Consider the following 16,956-nt stretch of genomic DNA (forward strand, 5'->3'; position numbering starts at 1 on the left):
TACAATAATGGTTATGAACAAAAAAGCAATAAGTGTAGTAGCATCGACCCTTCTCGTTTCCTCCGTGCTAGCCGCATGTGGAAGCAAAGAGAGCGCACCGGCTGCCAGCGCGGGACAAGCAGCGTCCGGCAAGCCGACAGAGATTAGCATCATGACAATGTATTACACGCCGGAGCCTCCAGGGCCGGACAATGTCATCGTCAAAGAAATCGAAAAGAAAACGAACACTAAGCTCAAAATCACTTGGGTTTCACCAAACAACTATGGCGATAAAATCAACGTAACACTAGCTTCAGGCGATATCCCTGATCTGATCTTGCTGGATGATCCATTCAGTGCTCAAGTACGCGGCATGGTCGCTCAAGGCGCATTTTGGGAACTTACACCGATGCTGAAGGACTATCCGAACTTGATGGAATATCCGAAGGAATCATGGGAGAATACCAAGCAAGCTGACGGTAAAACATACGGTATCCCGCGTGCCCGTCCTACGGATGGCGGTGGATTCCCTTACCTGCGTAAGGATTGGCTTGATACGTTACATTTAGAAATTCCGAAAACGACAGATGAGCTATATACAGTACTGAAAGCATTTGTTGAGAAAGATCCAGATGGCAACGGGAAAAATGACACCATTGGCTATGTTGGCTTCGTCGACCAAAATGGTATGTCTTACATGGGTCAATTACAGAACAGCTTCACAAAAGTCAATGGCGATTGGAAGCTTGTAGACGGTAAATTGGTCAACGTAAACGTGCTGCCTGAGATGAAGGACGCGCTTACTTGGATGAATCGTGCCTACCAGGAGAAGTTAATTCCTGAGGACATCGCCGTGCTCAAAAACACACAGGCCAAAGATTTACTGAAAGCAAACCGTGGCGGCGGTTTCCAGGATACAGCTGAAGCTGCATGGGAACCAACGGAAGAACTGCGTAAAACGAACCCGAAAGCAGACTTTATTCCACTAGTATCATTAAATGGCTATTCGAATAAAGATAGCGGATTCTTCGGTATGTATGCAATTCCGAAATCTGTGCCAGAAGCGAAAGTGAAACAATTGTTGAAATTCATGGATTACGGCGCTACGCAAGAAGGTTATGATCTGGCAAGCTTTGGTCTGAAAGATGTCCACTACACAGAGAAAGACGGCATCAAGACACCGACAGAGCAAGCAAAGAAAGATATTGTAGCCCAACAAGCGCTAGGTCAAATTTTCTTGAAATATGACAAGTACCTGCGTGCTTACCGTACAGGTATGCCGAATGATTACTTGGAACGCAACAGAAAAATCATTGATGAAAAAGTGAAAATCAGTACGGGTGACCCTTCGTTAGGTCTAAATTCCGATACGAACCAAAAGGTCGGTACGGAGCTAAGAAAGAAAATTCAAGACATGAAGACGAAGGTTATTATGGGGAAAGAATCGCTCAGCGCATGGGACAGCTATGTTGCTAAGTTGAAGACAGATCCGGATATGGTCAAAATCACGGAAGAAATGAATGCGGCTTATCAAAAACGCAATAGCGCGAAATAAATAAATACCGCCCCCCCGACGCCAAAAAATTGCGGCAGTCGCGGGGGATTTCGGCATTTGATGAAAGAGGGACAGATGATGTGGAGTCGATGGAGGCAGAGTTGGTATTGGTGGACACAACGTTCCGGCAGGGGGAATTTTTATCGCAGAAGCTTGATCTTGGTGTTGTGCATTACCAGCTTGCCTACAGCCATCATCGGGTACACTTCGTATATTACGGGACGCGCTCATATTGAGAAAGAGATCATGCGCAACCATGATACTTTGCTGAAGAAAACGATGGATCGTATGAATGATAACCTGGCTCAGCTCGAGCTGGCCGCTACGCAGTGGTCTCTGGACAGCAGGATGGATGCCAGAATTGCGGATATGAATCTCAAGGATGAATACAACACAACGCAAAATCTATATCGCTTCCTAGGTCTCATGAAGGGAGCGTACCCGTTAATTGACCAAGCGCAGCTATATTTGGACCGGGAAGATCCCGTCATTATTTCGGATAGCGAGGGTATTGTTCCGATCCGTAATGAGCTGGAGCGGGATATTTTCCACACATTAATGAAGCAAGAGCGGGGAGTGTTCTGGTGGGAATCCTTACCTAAGGGGAATGGGAAGCCAGACTCCACTTCCATTGCGCTAATTGAGAAGCTGCCAAGCGTAGGAGAGCCGTATGGAGCCCTTATTTTATATTTGAATCGTGATAAGTTGGTAGAGATGGTTGAAGAAATGGCCACAGATCCCAATGGCGCCGCATTTCTTATGAGCAAGGACGGACATATTATCGTCTCGCCAAGCAATGGAAATGAAGAACATGCCCAACTAGAAGCTGCGGTCAGGGAAAGCGTCATTGGACGGTCGGAAGAAATAGGCTCTTACATTCTGGACCGAAAAGGGCAGTCCTACTCCGTCGCCTTCGGCCAGTTCTCTCGTTCAGGCACGTTGTGGAAATTCGTAACGGCAACCTCCTTATCGCAATTGACGGCCCCTGTAGAGTTTATGTCTAGAAGTATGCTCAGTATAGGGGGAATAGGGCTTCTCTTGGCTGTGCTGCTCTCGTGGGTGGCTTCCAAGCGAATTTATCAGCCGATTGTGCGGCTCGTGAATGTGATTAAGGATTATAAGCCCACACAGGAGAGCCAAGGGGATGACCTTGCCTTTATTGAACAGGAGTGGCGGCATTTAAGTCAGGAGAGCAGGGTGCTGGAATCCAAGCTGGATAAGGCCTATCCCGCACTAAGGTCGGCGTTCCTCCTGCAGTTGGTGCAAGGACACTTTTACTCCCTAAGCGAGACGGAGCTAAGAGGGCGTATGGAGAGTTTCGACTGGCAGACGGAGTCCCAGTGGTTCGTTCTGCTGTTGGTGAAGATTAGCGGATTTGCCAAAGAAGATGGCCGATTCCTGGAAAATGAGGAACAACTGGCGACCTTTGCGGCAGCGAATATCGCGCAAGAGATCGTAAATACGCAAACTCAAAATGCGGAGATTATGAACTTCCAGGATATGACCGTAGGTATTCTGCTCTCCTACCCCATGGATCGGACGAAACAGCAGGCCAAGGATGAGCTGTATTTGTTAGCGAATGATTTGGGACAAACCATCAGCTCCCTTCTTAAAATGCAAACCACGGTCTGCATGGGCCGTTTAACTGCTAACGTGCAGGACCTGCCACAGCTTTTAGTATTTTTGCGCAGCTCCATCCGCTATCGGGATTTGAAAGTGGACCATCAAGTGCTTGACTTGGAAGAGATGCTGCCGAGCACCAATGACGATGTGCATTATCCGTTTGCCTTGGAAAAAGAGCTGATGCAAGCCCTTCGTATGGGGCAAAGCGAGCAATCATTGAGCTTGATCGAGAGCTTCGTTCATGAGCTTGTACGCCAGTCGAGCAAAGAGAAGATCCTCCAGGAAGGAGCTATGCAGGTTCTGGGCAGTATGCTGCATACTATGCTGGAGTCTGGGTTCAATCCCCATCATTTCTTCGAGGGTTACAACTTGTACGAACAGTTGAACCAGCTTCGGGAGCCTGAGCAGATGGTCCGCTTTTTCCAAACGAAAGTGATCTCGCCTTATATTGAAGGGCTGAATGAATACCAGGACATCCATATGAAGCGCCTGGTGGAGCGTGTTACGGATCGGATTCAGGAGCGTTTTATGAACAGCGACATCTCCCTAGAGGAATGTGCGGACGCTTTTAATACAACGACCTATGCGCTAAGTAAAGCATTCAAGCAAATCAATGGCGTGAATTTCATCGACTATTTGATCACCCTGCGTATGGATAAAGCGAAGAAACTGCTCGTCGAGTCTGATTTAAAGGTGAACGAGATTGCGGAGCAAATTGGGTATCAGCCATCGTATTTTATCCGTCTTTTTCGGAAATATGAGAATATGACGCCGGGACAGTATCGGGACCGGATGAAATAAGGGAGGCCTGCCGCTTTTGAAGCGGCGGGTCTCTTTTTTGTGCTGAGATACCGCCCCGCCCTACGTTGTACTTGATACAGTACTGAAGGCGGTTTTACCTCGGAATCGTCATCTTCATTGCATGAAGTAAACTCATTTTGACCTGAATGGTGAATATACCGCTCCTCCCTCCTCCAAAACGTTGCACATAATACAACGAAACTGCGAATTGAGGCCGGACCTCCGTCATTTTGTTGCACTAAGTACACCGTAGAGCATGCTCTTACCTGAGTACTACTGCTCGATGCCCCTTCCTGGCAAATTTGGGGATAACCCTCCCTCTTTTTCGCTGTTAATAACGTTCGAAAAACCTCTTACTTGTGCTGATGTTGATAACGCTGATTTTTTTCTCAGCGGGCAGGAGGTCTATTAACATGTGGATAGGTAGAATAAATTGAATTTTTGCAGGAATTTTCTAGAAATATCAGAAATGTTACAGGTGGCAATTAACAAGCTAATTTGGGTGGGGGAGAAAGTTTTTATGAAAAAAAAGAAACTGATTGTGTCTGTGTTAGCGTTTTTCTGTTTGGCTGGTGTCGTTCATGCAGCGGGCCTTCATGGTGACTACAAGGGGGCTCCAATCGTGAAGGTTTTATTCGGGGGGAAGGAGCTTCAAGCTGAGGATGTGCCTGCTACTATACAAGATGGCAGAACTGTTGTGCCGTTGTACCTATTGAAACAAACCGGGGCATCGGTGACGTGGGATGCTGAGAAGTACACAGTTGATTTTGCATTTCCTCAAGTAAAGGAAGATAACGCAATGAAAGATTTTGCAGCTACTATTCCGTCATTAAATGAGAAAGCTAAAGAATTTCAGGGGAAAAATGTCCAGCTTATCTATAATGAGTATGGCTTATATTTAAAAGTAGATTTAGAAATATCAAATGATACTAGTGCAGATAACGATCATATCATTGCACTCTCCGGTTTTTTGGTTAATTCACCCGTAGATTCAATGATAGTAAGCATTATTTATAATAACTTGGTTACAAACTTTGTTACAGTCAAACGATCAAATGCTGAGGAGTTTAGTAAGAGCAGTAAGGACAACCTATCAGAATACCATTTTATGAAGACTTGGAACTCTCAGCGTGTAGATAATACAACGGATGTATCTGTTCCCAATAAACCTCAACCAACGCCTACACCGCTGCCTGTGTCAAAATCGCCAGTTGCAGGTCCAGCCTGTCAGAGGATTATCGCCCTTTACACAGAGCAGATAAACAATGAAGTAAATCAGTACAACGCAAATCTTGGCAATCATTCTGGTGATATTACTGGCTATGCAGATAAATTAAAAGAAAATATGAAAAAAGCTTTAAAGGAAAACAACTGTCCGGAGGATTGAAAAAAACGCCAGCCAACGGCTTATACCGTTAACTGGCGTTTTGTTGTATACGCGCCCGAGATGATTCGAACATCCGGCCTACAGTTTAGGAAACTGTTGCTCTATCCTGCTGAGCTACGGGCGCATGGCAAAGATTATGATAGCACGAAGCCTTATATGGCGCAACCTTTGAGTGGCAAGATTTAACTACTAGTTGAATTTAGCTAAATGCATCGTGCGTTGGGGAACTACAGGGCACTATTTGAGCCAAAACGAAGACTTCCAGGGTTCAGACGGAACTACAGGACTCTATTTAGCCTAATTAGCCAAGATTTCGGCTAGAAGTGCTAAAATAGCGGATCACAGTTCCCTCTCCTCGCTGAAGTGCTTAATATCCGGCGAATAGGGGATCATAGTACCCTTTCGCATATCAATGCGAGGCGTCCACTTACGAAGGAAGCTAACGCTCGCACCCAGCGCGCCAATGCCTAACGTCGAACGCGAACGGCTATTCCTTCCCGCGCAGCTTGCGGAAAAACTGCGTCAGCATCGTCGCGCACTCCTCTTGCAGCACGCCGCTGACCACATCGACCCGGTGGTTGAACCGGTCCTCCTGCAGCAAGTTCATCAACGTTCCCGCGCAGCCGGCCTTGGGATCGGTTGTGCCGTAGATCACCTGTGGAACGCGTGCCTGAACAATCGCTCCTGCACACATCGGGCAAGGCTCCAGCGTGACGTAGAGCTTGCAGTCGAGCAAGCGCCACGCTTGCAAATGCTCACTGGCTTGCTTAATAGCGATCATTTCAGCGTGAGCAAGCGGATCCAGCGTCGTTTCACGAAGATTGTAGCCGCGGCCGATAATTTCCCCTTGATGTACAACAACGGCACCAATCGGCACCTCACGAATGGCTTCGGCTTTACGTGCTTCCTCTATGGCCGCTTTCATCCATGGGATATGTTCACTATATTCATCCACAGGGGGACACCTCACTAAAAATAATCTTATCCACATGTGAACAAAGGATCGAACAAATATTCGTTGTTAACAACCTGTGGATAACAATGTGTATAACTCAAAAAGTTGTGGATATTTATTTCTTTTAACATTCATACAACAAATACCAGATGTATGCAAGAGAATTAGTTGATAATAGGGAAATCCATCCGTATAATGAAAGATAACTTAGGTCTTTTAGACCATATAACACGATATTGTACGACAAAGCATGACAATTCATTTGCAAGGTTCGATAATGGCAAACTTGCCGAAAGGTAAGGACGCAAAGCCGAGGGTCTACGGTTCCTATGGAACTACGACAGCCTGGTTACCGAAAATCGATGCTTTTTTAGGTTGAGGTAATAGGCTGTTCCCGGCGCAGGGGCAGTCTATTTTTTTATTGGAACGCGGGGAGGGTTGATCGACAAAGTGGTTAGCAAACAAAAATCTGCTAAGTTTTATGGCAGCAAGGAAGGGTACGACGCTGATGTAATGATTGACAGCAAGGCGATGCTGAGCAAGGAAGATTTCGTAGCCACTGGCGTGTTGACCTATGCACTAGGTGACATCATTGAAGTGGAGCTTCCGGAATATCATGTTTTTGCGCTGGGAGATAAGTGTAAAATGACGGTGTATACGAAATCCGGGCTGTTTGTTATGGATACCGTGGTTGTGGCCAAGGACCAGGGCTCGTTGATTGTTCTGAATCCTCCTGAAAATCGCAGGAAGTTCACGGAAAAGCGGGAGTTCCCTCGCGTTGATGTGAAGAATGAAGGGCTGCTTTTCGCGCTCCAAGACAGAAACAAGAAACTCAAACATCATTTTGAAACACCGATCCGATTCTCTATCAAAAATCTATCTGTTAATGGTTTAGGATTTACGATCAGTGAAAATGCTATGCTAGAAAAAGTCATTCAAAAGAATTCCCAATTGGAAGTGGAGTTAATTTTGGGCTTTTTGGTGCCATGTACAATGGAAATTGTTCGGCAAGAAAAAACGAATGACGGCTACTATTACGGTGCTAGTTTTGTTAGCATCCCAGAAGAGAAAACGAACGCGCTGCGCGGATTTATTTTAAAAAATCAGATTGAAACGTACTACATTCAGAAGCAGGAAAATGAAACAAAAAAAGCACTGGAAAAAAAGTCTGCGGCTAATCAGTAGCCTACAGGCTTTTTTTTGCGTTCCAAGTACTATATAATAAGAAGGATGATTTTCGAAAATTAAGGAGTTGTAACTACGATGGCTTTGAAAGCAGGTATCGTCGGTCTACCGAACGTAGGAAAATCGACATTGTTTAATGCAATTACACAGGCGGGGGCAGAATCTGCAAACTATCCGTTCTGTACGATAGATCCGAATGTTGGGGTAGTTGAAGTACCGGACGAGAGATTGCACAAGCTGGTAGAGATGATTGTCCCTAAGAGCATTGTTCCGACAGCCTTCGAATTCGTTGATATTGCGGGTTTAGTGAAGGGCGCGAGCAAAGGCGAAGGGCTTGGAAATAAATTTTTGGCACACATTCGTGAAGTGGATGCCATTGTGCATGTTGTCCGTTGTTTTGAGGATGATAATATTACGCACGTCTCCGGTAAAGTAGATCCGATTGGCGATATCGAGACGATTAATCTCGAATTGATTTTGGCTGACATTGAGTCCGTTGAGAAAAAGATCGAGCGCTCCCGCAAAAACCTGAAAGGCGGCGACAAGAAAGTTGTTGCTGAGGTTGAGTGTTTGGAACGCATCAAGGAAGCTCTTTATAACGATCTGCCAGCGCGTAGCATTGATTTGAGCGATGATGAGAAGCTGCTCGTTCGCGACCTTCACTTGTTGACAATGAAGCCGGTTCTTTATGCGGCCAACGTGAGTGAAGACGAAGTATCAACTGCGGATGAGAATCCATTCGTCAAAATCGTTCAAGAATACGCGGCGAAAGAAAACAACGAAGTTGTTTCGATCAGCGCGAAGGTGGAATCCGAGATTGCTGAGCTCGAAGATGAAGAAAAAGCAATGTTCCTCGAAGAGTTGGGACTTCAAGAGTCCGGCTTGAATAGATTGATTAAAGCAGCTTATCGCAAACTTGGCTTGTATACGTATTTTACAGCTGGGGTGCAGGAAGTAAGAGCTTGGACGATCCGCAAAGGAACGAAAGCTCCTCAAGCGGCTGGTGTGATTCATACCGATTTCGAGCGTGGATTTATTCGTGCCGAGGTTGTATCTTATACGGATTTGGTAACAGCTGGCTCCATGAATGGTGCGAAAGAAAAAGGGCAAGTACGCCTGGAAGGTAAAGAGTACGTGGTGAATGACGGCGACGTTATGCATTTCCGATTTAATGTTTAATGAATAAAAAATAAAGAAAGGAGTGATCCGTTATGTTGGATCGACTTCAGTCCATTGTGGACCGCTATGATAAATTAAGTGAGCTACTGTGTGACCCGGATGTGACGAGTGACACCAAGAAGCTTAGAGAGTATTCGAAGGAACAATCTGATCTTCAGGAAGCCTACGATGCTTATAATGAATATAAGAGCGTAAGCGAGCAGCTGGCAGACGCGAAAGCGATGCAGAACGAGAAGCTGGATGATGAAATGCGTGAAATGGTGAAAATGGAGATCGAAGAGCTTAGCGAGCAATCGGCTAATCTGGAAGAACAACTCAGAATCCTTATGATGCCAAAAGATCCGAATGATGACAAAAACGTCATCGTTGAAATCCGTGGAGCGGCAGGCGGCGATGAGGCAGCGCTGTTCGCGGGCGATCTTTACCGTATGTATACCCGCTATGCAGACGCGCAAGGATGGAGAACGGAAATTCTCGATGCTTCCGTGAACGATTTGGGCGGATTCAAAGAGATTATTTTCATGATCACAGGAAAAGGCGCTTTTAGTAAGCTGAAGTTTGAGAGCGGGGCGCACCGTGTACAGCGTATTCCAGTAACAGAATCAGGCGGACGTATTCATACTTCCACTTCGACAGTTGTTGTCATGCCTGAAGCGGAAGAAGTTGAGATCGTTATTAATGACGCCGATATTCGCGTAGATACATTCTGTTCGAGCGGAGCGGGCGGTCAGTCCGTTAATACGACGAAATCAGCGGTTCGCGTGACGCACGTGCCTACGGGCATTGTGGCAACATGTCAGGACGGCAAATCGCAAAACTCCAATAAGGAGCAAGCGCTTCGCGTATTGCGTGCACGGATTTCCGATAAGATACGTGAGGAAGAGGAAGCGAAATATTCAGGCGAGCGTAAAAGCAAAGTCGGTACAGGTGACCGTTCGGAGCGAATTCGCACGTATAACTTCCCTCAAAGCCGGATTACGGATCACCGGATTGGTTTGACGCTTCACCGACTAGATACAGTGCTTAACGGTGACATGGGAGAAATCGTGTCGGCGCTAACCATTGCCGCGCAGTCGGATGCTTTGGATAATGGGGAGCAGGCAATGTGATGCCGACTGCCTCGATGACGATTAGAGAAGCCTATGTAGAGGCTTCTTCTTTTTTAGGGAAGCTGGGCGTAGCGGAGGCGGCTTCCTGTGTGGAGCTTTTGCTGCAGCATCTTCTGGGCTGCAGCCGGACTGAGCTGCTGTTCCGTTTCCAGGAACAGTTTCCTGCCGAGCTGGAGGGCGCTTGGCGCCAGCTAGTAGAGAGGAAGGCCGCAGGTGAGCCGGTACAGTATGTAATCGGCGAGCAGGATTTCTACGGCCTTACGTTTGCCGTTAGCCCGGCCGTGCTGATTCCGCGGCCGGAGACGGAGCTGCTCGTGGAGGCTTTGCTCCGCGAGGGCTCGCGTCTGTTCCCGCAAGGCGCTCCGCTGCTTGCGGATGTTGGCACCGGGAGCGGCATTATCCCGGTGACGGTGGCTCACGCGCGGGCCGACTGGCGCGTGGCTGCCAGCGACATCTCCGCGGCAGCGCTGGAGATGGCCCGCTCGAACGCGCAGCGCCACGGCGTGGCTGCGCGGGTGGAGTGGCTCGAGGGCGACCTCCTCGAGCCTTATATTGAGCGCCGGATCGCTCCGGATATACTGGTGTCTAACCCACCGTATATCCCTGATGGCGAGCTCCCGGCGCTGATGCCGGAGGTGCGGCTGTTCGAGCCGCACACGGCTTTGTTCGGCGGTGTCGAGGGACTCGACCTGTACCGCCGGATGGTTGCTCAGCTGCCGCTGCTGCCGCGAATCCCGACCGTGGTCGGGTTCGAGGTCGGCATCGGGCAGGCGGATGCTGTGGCGGCGATGCTGCGCGCCGCCGCGAATTGGGAGGAGATCCGGTTCGTGCCGGATCTGCAGGGGATTGATCGCCACGTGATTGCGATCCGGGCGCGCGAGCAGTAGGGCTTGTTGTTTCTGCTTTCCACCCGCTACAGGAACTACAGTCCGCTATTTTGCCGTTTTCTGCCCGAAAAACGACCATGGGGGTTAAATAAGACCCCGTAGTTTCGTTCAGAGAGGGAAACAGCCCGTTTTTCCCAAAATAGAGTTCTCTAGTTCCCTTAAGATAAGCCTAAGTGGAATTTGGCAGTTAACTGAATCCCAACTCTATCAAATCTACCAAATTTAAATAGATTGCTAGGTTTAGCCTCTCCTCTTTTTGCCTATACTGGCTAGTAGAAGCGAAGGGAAAGGGGCTTTTCCTCATGGTAAAAAGAACGGATCGTCATTCATTCAAGCACTTATTATTCGTGGCTTTTGCACTTATTGTTATGATAACTAGTTGGGAATCCAATCGTACGAATGCGGCGGTTATTTCGCCTACCATACCGGAAGAGTCTATTCGCCTGCGTATTCTAGCAAACTCGGATTCGGCGCAGGATCAAGCACTGAAACGTGAAATTCGCGATGTAATTATTGAACGTATGCAAGGTTGGGTTGTTGGCCCGCATTCCTTGGATGAAGCAAGAGCGGTAGTATTGGCTCATTTACCGGAGTTTGACGCGCTTGTCGGACAAATGATTGAAGCTCGTGGCTACAGTTACACACATACGGTTGAACTTGGTAAAGTCCCTTTTCCTACGAAAATGTACGGGAATGAAGTTTACCCTGCAGGTGACTATGAGGCTCTCCGTGTCACGATTGGCAGTGGGGAAGGCCAGAATTGGTGGTGCGTGCTATTCCCGCCGCTTTGCTTTGTAGATTCTGTTTCAGGTGAAGCGGTGGCAACTGCCGCTGTAGTAGCGAAAACAGAAGGACAAGACAAATTGAAAACTTCGTCTACACCTGCACCTGCGGCAAAAGACAGTAAAGCAGCCCAGCCAACGGTCAAGCAGAAAGCAAGTACGGATGCGCAAACGCAACCTGTCATTGCTGATGCGACTGAGGACTCACAGCCTAAAGTGAAGTTTTTCTTCTGGGAAATGACCAAAAAAATCGTTTCATGGTTTAGTTAACTTGATTTCATTTTTGGAAGTAAGGATGATAGATCGTGACAAAGTACTGGAAAGTAGACCCGGATAGGGTTGGTAACAGGGGTCAAGAATTATCGGATGCCGCAGCGCTTTTGCGGGACGGGGTTACCGTAGCTTTCCCTACGGAAACGGTATACGGACTTGGTGCTGATGCTACGAATACCACAGCGGTAGAGCGTATTTTCTCAGCCAAAGGACGGCCGTCCGATAATCCGTTGATCGTCCACATTGCGGATGCGGGGCAGCTCTCAGATCTCATTGAGCCTGATAGTGTCACGCCTGACCATCATAGGCTTATGGAGGCATTCTGGCCTGGGCCTCTTACTATCGTGCTGCCTGTGAAAACAGGCGGCATTTCGCCGTTGGTGACTGCCGGTCTTACGACGGTAGGCATTCGTATACCTGATCATCCTGTGGCCCTGGAGCTGCTTCGAAAAGCAGCGCTTCCTATAGCAGCCCCTAGCGCCAATAGTTCTGGCAGACCGAGTCCAACGCTGGCGTCACATGTGCGAGAAGATCTGGACGGCCGGATCGGTGGTATTGTGGATGGCGGCGGGACGGGGGTCGGTGTTGAGTCGACAGTGATTCAGCTTGTTAATGGTGAGCTGTATATTTTGCGTCCAGGCGGCATTACAGCAGAGCAACTGCAGTCCGCACTGCCGGCTATTCGAATTCATGAGCCTGAGCGGGAAGATGTGCAGGTCTCAGAAACGCCCCGTGCTCCGGGAATGAAGTATACGCATTATGCGCCAAAGGGATACATGCATATTGTATATGGAGACAATGCTGAAGCAGTGGCTGATTGGATTCAGCGCGACATTCAAGCCGCTAGGGAGCGAGGGCAATCGACGGGAATCCTTACTTTTGAGGAAAGGGCTTCTCTATTTGAAGCTGATTTGGTAATTGCCTGCGGCTCGTTAGCGGAACCGGAAAAGATCGCACAGGGGCTTTACGCTGCATTAAGGCAATTTGATCAGCAAGGGATTCAGTATATTGCTGCAGAAGGCTGCCCGGAAACAGGGATTGGTCAGGCAATTATGAACCGTCTGCGCAAGGCAGCCGGTCACCGGCTTGTACGTGTTTAGCTAGCATGATTCCCAGTTTGTCCGCATATCTTGGTTAAGAAAGCGGACAAGGGGGACAGCACTTATGCTCGTAACTGGCGTTGAATTTGGGCAGATCATCACCATATTCATCATGGCGATAGCCTTGGGTCTGGATGCTTTTTCCTTAGGAATTGGCATCGGCATGAAGGGGATTCGCTTGTTGGATATTTTTAAAATTAGCATGGTGATCGGTATTTTTCATATCATTATGCCGTTAATGGGCATATTTATGGGACAATATGTTTCGCTTCTGCTTGGCAATGTGGCCACTGCAGCCGGCGGATGTTTGCTCATTCTCTTGGGCTCCCATATGGTGTATAGTTCAATCCGTGGAGAGGAAGCAACCTCTTTTGATCATAGATCTATATGGGGGCTTACGATTTTTGCGCTTAGTGTAAGTATAGATTCGTTCTCAGTAGGTGTATCCTTAGGCATGTTTGCGACGGATATCCTGTTAACCGTGCTTGTATTTGGTTTGTTCGGCGCGCTGCTCTCTGTAGCTGGTTTATTGGTTGGCAGACGGGTGAACGGCTGGGTTGGCGAGTATGGCGAAGCGTTTGGCGGGCTAATTCTGCTCGCGTTTGGGATCAAGTTTTTGCTATGATACAATAGAGGCGGAGCAGGCTCTGCTTATGTTTATGAAGAAAGTTTTGCTAACGCAAAACTCAGCCTACGCTTACGAAGAAAGTTTTGCTACGCAAAACTCTGAGGAGGATCTCATGTTGCGAATTCTATTTGTCTGTACAGGAAATACGTGCCGCAGTCCATTAGCAGAAGGTTTGCTGCGTATCAGGGTGCACCAAGAAGGACTTGCGGCAGAAGTTCGTTCAGCTGGCGTATCCGCGATGACGGGCACTCCGATCTCCCGAAATAGTGCAACGCTGCTGCAAGAGGCAGGGTTCAAAGAGCCTATTCGCTCATTAGCGATTCAGGAGTCTGAAGTGAAGTGGGCGGATCTTATTTTGACGATGACGATGGGACATAAACGTTCGGTTATCCAGCGGTATCCGGACGCGATTGATAAGATTTTTACGCTCAAAGAATATGTAGAGGACGATCAGCGTATCCTTCAAGCGATTGAGGAAAGAGAAAAGCTGGTGACGGAACTTCAGCTGAAGCAGGCTCTTTCACAAACGGTAACAGTTGAAGAGCGAAATCGTATTTATTTGTTGGAAGATGCCATTCCGGATTACGATATTTCCGACCCGTTCGGCGGCCCATTGGAGGTTTACCGGCAAACAGCGAATGAAATCAGCGGTAGTTTAGATAAATTGGTTAAAAAGCTTCGCGAGCGAAAAGAGGATCCGCAGTCTGGGAAATGATTTGCGAAAGACATCTTTACACCTCGTGCATAATGCGATAAGATGGATTTATCAAGCAAGACTCAATGTAACTGGCGACGAGTGGGAGTAACCACAATGGAGCATTGAGCTATACGGCCGGTCGCCTGGGCAAAAGAGCAACGCGCTATTCTTAGCGTGTCAGCTCTTTTTTTCGTTTTCTGGTGGACTTTGGGATATAATAGAAGGGTCGAATTCGAACAAGCAAAGGAGCGTTCTATCCATGAAAATTGCGTTAGGTGCGGATCATGCAGGCTATCGTTTGAAAGATGTTATTATTCCTTTTATTGAATCCTTGGGCCATCAGGTCATAGATTATGGATGCAGTTGTGCAGATTCCGTCGATTACCCGGATTATGCACTGAAGGTTTGTGAAGATGTGGTTTCCGGGGAAGCAGACAAAGGGATTCTGATCTGTGGAACAGGCATCGGGATGTCGATCGCTGCGAATAAGGTTCCAGGCATCCGTTGCGCGCTGGTTCACGATCTATTTTCTGCTAAAGCCACACGGGAGCACAATGATACGAATGTGCTTGCTTTAGGTGAGCGTGTCATTGGGCCGGGTGTTGCCGAGGAAATCGTGAAAATTTGGCTGGAAACAGAGTTTTCGCAAGGTGTGCGTCACCAGAACCGCATTAACAAGTTGCAAAGCATCGAAGATCGCTTCGCGATACATCCTTAAGGGTGACCACCATGACAAATTCCATACTTCACACGATTGCAGAAGATTTGGAAACAAATCTTCGCGAGTTGGTAAAGGTGGGCAATCTACGACCAGGTCACATTCTGGTCATTGGTACAAGCACGAGTGAAATACTCGGTCATCGGATTGGGACTTCGGGGACGTTGGATGCAGCGCGGCCGATTTTTGAAACGGCGCAGCGCATCAGCCGCGAGTTCGGTTTGCACTTGGCTTTTCAGTGCTGCGAACATTTGAACCGCGCGCTTGTCATTGAGGAAGATCTTTTCGCGATCTCCCCTCAGCTTGAGCCAGTGTCGGTTATTCCTGTGCCAAAAGCCGGCGGTTCAATGGCCTCATACGCGTACCGCCACTTCGCAAAGCCCGTAGTCGTCGAGACGATTCAAGCGCATGCCGGGATCGATATTGGCAGTACGCTGATCGGGATGCATTTGCGGCGGGTTGCTGTGCCTGCACGGCCGCCCGTACGGAATATGGGTCATGCTTATGTGACCATGGCCTTTACACGGCCTAAACTGATTGGCGGGACGAGAGCAGTCTACACACCTGAGGCTGCCGAGCAGCTCTATCAGCAAGCCGCGCCAGATGCGGATTGCTAGGTTAACTTATAGATATAAATTATCCTTTAGGAGGAATTCCATATGACAAACTTTCTAAGTAAGCAAGATCCAAAAATCGTAGAAGCTATGAATCTAGAACTTGGTCGTCAACGCGACAAAATTGAGCTTATCGCTTCTGAAAACATCGTCAGCCAAGCCGTGCTTGAAGCGATGGGTACAGTACTGACTAACAAATACGCAGAAGGTTACCCAGGCAAAAGATACTACGGCGGCTGCGAATACGTAGACATCGTCGAAGATATCGCTCGCGATCGCGCGAAAGAGCTTTTCGGAGCTGAACATGCGAACGTTCAACCGCACTCTGGTGCACAAGCGAATATGGCTGTTTACTTGGCAGCTCTTAACCCTGGTGACACCGTTCTGGGTATGAACCTGGCACACGGTGGTCACTTAACACACGGCAGCCCTGTTAATGCTTCCGGTATTCTTTACAACTTCGTTGCTTACGGTGTAAGTGAAAAAGACTTCCGCATCGACTACGACGATGTTCGTAAAGCGGCTTTCAAACATAAGCCTCGCATGTTAGTTGCTGGCGCAAGTGCTTACCCGCGCACGATTGATTTCGAAGCACTAGCTTCCATCGCTAATGATGTAGGCGCATTGTTCTTCGTTGACATGGCGCATATCGCTGGTCTAGTTGCTGCTGGCTTGCACCCGAACCCAGTGCCGCATGCACATTTCGTTACAACTACAACGCACAAAACGCTTCGCGGTCCTCGCGGCGGTATGATTCTTACGCGCAAAGCTTGGGCAGCTGCAATTGATAAAGCTGTATTCCCTGGTTCCCAAGGCGGTCCTTTGATGCATACGATTGCTGCCAAAGCCGTTTCCTTCGGTGAAGCTCTGCAACCGGAATTCAAAACTTACGGTCAAAACGTCATCAACAACGCGCAAGCATTGGCTACTGCATTGACAGCTGAAGGTATCAACCTTGTATCCGGCGGTACAGACAACCACTTGATGCTGGTTGATCTGCGCAACCTGAACATCACAGGTAAAGATGCGGAGCACGTTCTTGACGAGATCGGTATCACAGCGAACAAAAACGCGATTCCTTTCGACCCAACAAGCCCGTTCATCACTAGCGGTATCCGCTTAGGTACGCCAGCTGTTACGTCCCGCGGTATGAATGAAGAAGCTATGCAAACTATCGCGAAAGTGATTGCACTTACATTGAAAAGCCCGAAAGATGAGGCTGTTCTTGAGAAAGCTCGCGGCATGGTGAAAGATTTGACGGCGCAATATCCGTTGTACCCAGATTTAACTTACTAATCAATACGAAGGGGCTGCCTCAAAGGGTCGTTAATGACCTTTTGAAGCAGCCCTTTTTTTGTGGACTCAGCACAACTGCAGAAAGTACATCAAAATCAGCATTCTCCATGCAATTTCAATCAATACCTGCATTTTATACAGGTAAATTAACTAGAAATCGCCAAAATAGCTCAGTTCACCGATATTAC

General features: G+C 48.0%; 15 protein-coding genes, 1 tRNA gene and 2 riboswitches. Of the genes, 14 read left to right on the forward strand and 2 right to left on the reverse strand.

Annotated elements, in window-relative coordinates; all coding sequences use genetic code 11:
- The first annotated feature begins 7 nt into the window (after window positions 1–7).
- The 3 genes from RQP52_RS31525 (at window position 8) to RQP52_RS31535 (ending at window position 5,345) form a co-directional block, all read left to right on the forward strand.
- A complete protein-coding gene (locus RQP52_RS31525) occupies window positions 8–1,534 on the forward strand; it encodes an extracellular solute-binding protein (RefSeq protein WP_315955520.1) in 1,527 nt (508 codons plus the stop codon).
- A 78-nt stretch (window positions 1,535–1,612) separates the two neighbouring features.
- Entirely contained in the window at window positions 1,613–3,958 is a 2,346-nt protein-coding gene (locus RQP52_RS31530; RefSeq protein WP_315955521.1) for an AraC family transcriptional regulator, read from the forward strand.
- Between the two features lie 520 nt (window positions 3,959–4,478).
- Window positions 4,479–5,345 carry a stalk domain-containing protein gene (locus tag RQP52_RS31535; RefSeq protein ID WP_315955522.1) on the forward strand — a complete coding sequence of 289 codons (867 nt, stop codon included), beginning with the start codon at window positions 4,479–4,481 and terminating at the stop codon, window positions 5,343–5,345.
- A gap of 50 nt (window positions 5,346–5,395) precedes the next feature.
- On the opposite strand, the gene RQP52_RS31540 is transcribed toward RQP52_RS31535, so the two are convergent.
- Both RQP52_RS31540 and tadA read right to left on the reverse strand, forming a co-directional pair.
- Window positions 5,396–5,469 (reverse strand) — tRNA-Arg (locus tag RQP52_RS31540).
- 363 nt (window positions 5,470–5,832) lie between these two features.
- On the reverse strand, window positions 5,833–6,336 hold the full coding sequence (tadA, locus tag RQP52_RS31545; protein WP_315955523.1) for a tRNA adenosine(34) deaminase TadA: 504 nt from the start codon (window positions 6,334–6,336) through the stop codon (window positions 5,833–5,835).
- A gap of 233 nt (window positions 6,337–6,569) precedes the next feature.
- A riboswitch (cyclic di-GMP riboswitch) is annotated at window positions 6,570–6,657 on the forward strand.
- 81 nt (window positions 6,658–6,738) lie between these two features.
- On the opposite strand from tadA, the gene RQP52_RS31550 reads away from it, so the two are divergent.
- The 11 genes from RQP52_RS31550 to RQP52_RS31600 all read left to right on the forward strand — a co-directional run bounded on the left by RQP52_RS31550 (window position 6,739) and on the right by RQP52_RS31600 (window position 16,768).
- Window positions 6,739–7,485, forward strand: coding sequence for a PilZ domain-containing protein (locus RQP52_RS31550; RefSeq protein WP_315955524.1), 747 nt, complete (start codon window positions 6,739–6,741; stop codon window positions 7,483–7,485).
- A gap of 78 nt (window positions 7,486–7,563) precedes the next feature.
- On the forward strand, window positions 7,564–8,664 hold the full coding sequence (gene ychF, locus RQP52_RS31555; protein WP_127453457.1) for a redox-regulated ATPase YchF: 1,101 nt from the start codon (window positions 7,564–7,566) through the stop codon (window positions 8,662–8,664).
- Between the two features lie 32 nt (window positions 8,665–8,696).
- Complete coding sequence (gene prfA / locus RQP52_RS31560) at window positions 8,697–9,773, forward strand: peptide chain release factor 1 (RefSeq protein WP_157318575.1); 1,077 nt, start codon at window positions 8,697–8,699, stop codon at window positions 9,771–9,773.
- A gap of 14 nt (window positions 9,774–9,787) precedes the next feature.
- Window positions 9,788–10,660 (forward strand): peptide chain release factor N(5)-glutamine methyltransferase, encoded by an 873-nt coding sequence (prmC, locus tag RQP52_RS31565; protein ID WP_315955525.1) that lies wholly within the window; start codon window positions 9,788–9,790, stop codon window positions 10,658–10,660.
- 302 nt (window positions 10,661–10,962) lie between these two features.
- Window positions 10,963–11,712 (forward strand): stage II sporulation protein R, encoded by a 750-nt coding sequence (gene spoIIR, locus RQP52_RS31570; RefSeq protein ID WP_315955526.1) that lies wholly within the window; start codon window positions 10,963–10,965, stop codon window positions 11,710–11,712.
- A gap of 35 nt (window positions 11,713–11,747) precedes the next feature.
- The gene (locus RQP52_RS31575) at window positions 11,748–12,815 is read left to right on the forward strand and encodes an L-threonylcarbamoyladenylate synthase (protein WP_315955527.1); all 1,068 of its coding nucleotides are present in this window, start codon (window positions 11,748–11,750) and stop codon (window positions 12,813–12,815) included.
- A gap of 64 nt (window positions 12,816–12,879) precedes the next feature.
- Window positions 12,880–13,440 (forward strand): manganese efflux pump MntP, encoded by a 561-nt coding sequence (locus tag RQP52_RS31580; RefSeq protein ID WP_315955528.1) that lies wholly within the window; start codon window positions 12,880–12,882, stop codon window positions 13,438–13,440.
- 115 nt (window positions 13,441–13,555) lie between these two features.
- A complete protein-coding gene (locus RQP52_RS31585) occupies window positions 13,556–14,158 on the forward strand; it encodes a low molecular weight protein arginine phosphatase (protein ID WP_315955529.1) in 603 nt (200 codons plus the stop codon).
- Window positions 14,159–14,215: 57 nt separating this feature from the next.
- A riboswitch (ZMP/ZTP riboswitch) is annotated at window positions 14,216–14,296 on the forward strand.
- Between the two features lie 103 nt (window positions 14,297–14,399).
- Window positions 14,400–14,858, forward strand: coding sequence for a ribose 5-phosphate isomerase B (gene rpiB, locus RQP52_RS31590; RefSeq protein WP_315955530.1), 459 nt, complete (start codon window positions 14,400–14,402; stop codon window positions 14,856–14,858).
- A gap of 11 nt (window positions 14,859–14,869) precedes the next feature.
- On the forward strand, window positions 14,870–15,475 hold the full coding sequence (locus RQP52_RS31595) for a TIGR01440 family protein (protein WP_127453445.1): 606 nt from the start codon (window positions 14,870–14,872) through the stop codon (window positions 15,473–15,475).
- A 42-nt stretch (window positions 15,476–15,517) separates the two neighbouring features.
- On the forward strand, window positions 15,518–16,768 hold the full coding sequence (locus tag RQP52_RS31600; RefSeq protein ID WP_315955531.1) for a serine hydroxymethyltransferase: 1,251 nt from the start codon (window positions 15,518–15,520) through the stop codon (window positions 16,766–16,768).
- The last annotated feature ends 188 nt before the right edge of the window (window positions 16,769–16,956 follow it).

Origin of the sequence: Paenibacillus violae, from assembly GCF_032461945.1 — a bacterium.
Taxonomy (GTDB): domain Bacteria; phylum Bacillota; class Bacilli; order Paenibacillales; family NBRC-103111; genus Paenibacillus_E; species Paenibacillus_E violae.

Bases quoted from the DNA above. Each gene is read 5' to 3' on its own strand.
- ychF (WP_127453457.1), top strand. From the start codon at position 7,564: ATGGCTTTGAAAGCAGGTATCGTCGGTCTACCGAACGTAGGAAAATCG.
- tadA (WP_315955523.1), bottom strand. From the start codon at position 6,336: ATGTGGATAAGATTATTTTTAGTGAGGTGTCCCCCTGTGGATGAATAT.
- RQP52_RS31580 (WP_315955528.1), top strand. From the start codon at position 12,880: ATGCTCGTAACTGGCGTTGAATTTGGGCAGATCATCACCATATTCATC.
- prfA (WP_157318575.1), top strand. From the start codon at position 8,697: ATGTTGGATCGACTTCAGTCCATTGTGGACCGCTATGATAAATTAAGT.
- RQP52_RS31600 (WP_315955531.1), top strand. From the start codon at position 15,518: ATGACAAACTTTCTAAGTAAGCAAGATCCAAAAATCGTAGAAGCTATG.
- rpiB (WP_315955530.1), top strand. From the start codon at position 14,400: ATGAAAATTGCGTTAGGTGCGGATCATGCAGGCTATCGTTTGAAAGAT.
- RQP52_RS31525 (WP_315955520.1), top strand. From the start codon at position 8: ATGGTTATGAACAAAAAAGCAATAAGTGTAGTAGCATCGACCCTTCTC.
- prmC (WP_315955525.1), top strand. From the start codon at position 9,788: ATGACGATTAGAGAAGCCTATGTAGAGGCTTCTTCTTTTTTAGGGAAG.
- RQP52_RS31595 (WP_127453445.1), top strand. From the start codon at position 14,870: ATGACAAATTCCATACTTCACACGATTGCAGAAGATTTGGAAACAAAT.
- RQP52_RS31535 (WP_315955522.1), top strand. From the start codon at position 4,479: ATGAAAAAAAAGAAACTGATTGTGTCTGTGTTAGCGTTTTTCTGTTTG.
- RQP52_RS31585 (WP_315955529.1), top strand. From the start codon at position 13,556: ATGTTGCGAATTCTATTTGTCTGTACAGGAAATACGTGCCGCAGTCCA.
- RQP52_RS31530 (WP_315955521.1), top strand. From the start codon at position 1,613: ATGTGGAGTCGATGGAGGCAGAGTTGGTATTGGTGGACACAACGTTCC.
- spoIIR (WP_315955526.1), top strand. From the start codon at position 10,963: ATGGTAAAAAGAACGGATCGTCATTCATTCAAGCACTTATTATTCGTG.